General features: G+C 70.3%; 2 protein-coding genes. Both read left to right on the plus strand.

What is annotated here, in order from left to right:
• Positions 1-1,279: malonyl-CoA decarboxylase (locus tag AC27KI_RS24435; protein WP_487116341.1), on the plus strand; the 1,279-nt coding region annotated here is incomplete at its 5' end.
• Between the two features lie 154 nt (positions 1,280-1,433).
• Positions 1,434-1,587 (plus strand): twin-arginine translocation signal domain-containing protein (locus AC27KI_RS24440; protein WP_487116343.1); only part of this gene is annotated, 154 nt, incomplete at its 3' end.

The raw sequence follows: 1,587 nt of genomic DNA on the forward strand, positions 1-1,587 counted from the left end.
GCGCTGCGGCGCCTGGCTGGCCGACCTGCAGGAGGTGGGCGCGCCGCAGGTGAGCGAGGTCGAGGGCGGGCGCCGCGCCGAGGCCGTCGCCGCCTGGTACCACGCGGCCGAGCCCGAGGAGCGCCGCGACATGTGGCTGCTGCTGTGCGAGCAGTTCGCGCCCGACGCCACGCGTTTCAAGTCGGCGCGCCAGCGCTACGAGGCGGCGGCCGGCACGGCCGAGGAGGCCCATGCCGAGATCCACCTGCGCCGCGCGCTGGTGTCGCCGCGCACGCGGCTGCTGCAGCGCTTTGCGGTGTTTCCGAACGGCATGCGCTTTCTGCTCGACCTGCGGGCCGAGCTGCTGCCGCAGCTCAAGGGCGACAAGCGGCTGCTCGCGCTCGATGCCGAGCTGGAGCAGCTGTTTTCCACCTGGTTCGACGTGGCGTTCCTGGAGCTGAAGCGCCTGTCGTGGGATTCGCCCGCCTCGCTGATCGAAAAGCTCATCAAGTACGAGGCGGTGCACGACATCCGCAGCTGGGCGGACCTGAAGAACCGGCTGGACAGCGACCGGCGCTGCTACGGCTTCTTCCACCCGCGCCTGCCCAACGAGCCGCTGATCTTCGTGGAGGTGGCGCTGGTGGCCGACCTGTCCAGCAGCATCACGCCGCTGCTGGACGAGGGCGCGGCGCCGTCCGACCTGTCGAAGGCGACCACGGCGATCTTCTACTCGATCAGCAACACGCAGACGGGGCTGCGCGGCGTGAGCTTCGGCGATTCGCTCATCAAGCACGTGGTGGAGACGCTGAACGCGGAGTTTCCGCGCCTGCGCACCTTCGCCACGCTGTCGCCGATCCCGGGATTCCGTTCGTGGCTGTCCAAGCACTGCGCCGCCGCGCTCGATGCGCTCGATGACAAGCGCCGTGCCGAGCTGGGCAAGGCCGTGGGGTTCGAGCCGCCCCAGGCCGCCCACGTGCTGGCCGCGGCCGACAAGGCGCTGGAGCTGCCCCCGAAATCGCCCGTGCGCCAGCTGCTGCTGCAGTGCGCCGCGCGCTACCTGGGGCGCGAGCTGCAAGAGGGCAAGCCGGTGGACCCGGTGGCGCGCTTTCACCTGGGCAACGGCGCGCGCGTGGAGCGCCTGAACTGGGCGGGCGACCCGTCGTCCAAGGGCCTCAAGCAATCGTTCGGCCTGATGGTCAACTATCTCTACGATCTCAAGCGGATCGACAAACACCGCGGCCTGCTGGCGCAGGGCCGCGTGCCGATGTCGGGAGACATCGAGAGCCTGTGCCGGGACTGAGGCGGTGTGAGCGGGGCAGAAAAAAAAAAGGCCGGTGCGCGCCATGAAGGAAAGCGCCCGAGCCTTTCGCCCCGCGGGTCAGATGGCACCGGCGCCATGAGCGCGCCTTCCTTGCATGCATGACAAAGACCCACAACGACAGGAGACAGACACCATGAACCATTCCCCTTTGCAGCGCCGCGGCGTGCTGCGTGGCGCGGCCGCGGCCGGCCTGGCGCTGGCCACCGGCCGGGTGTTGGCGGCCGACCCCTGGCCGGCCAAGCCGGTCAACCTCGTCGTGCCGTTCCCGGCCGGCGGCGGCACGGACG

Source organism: Acidovorax sp. KPB24-03 (assembly GCF_057546605.1).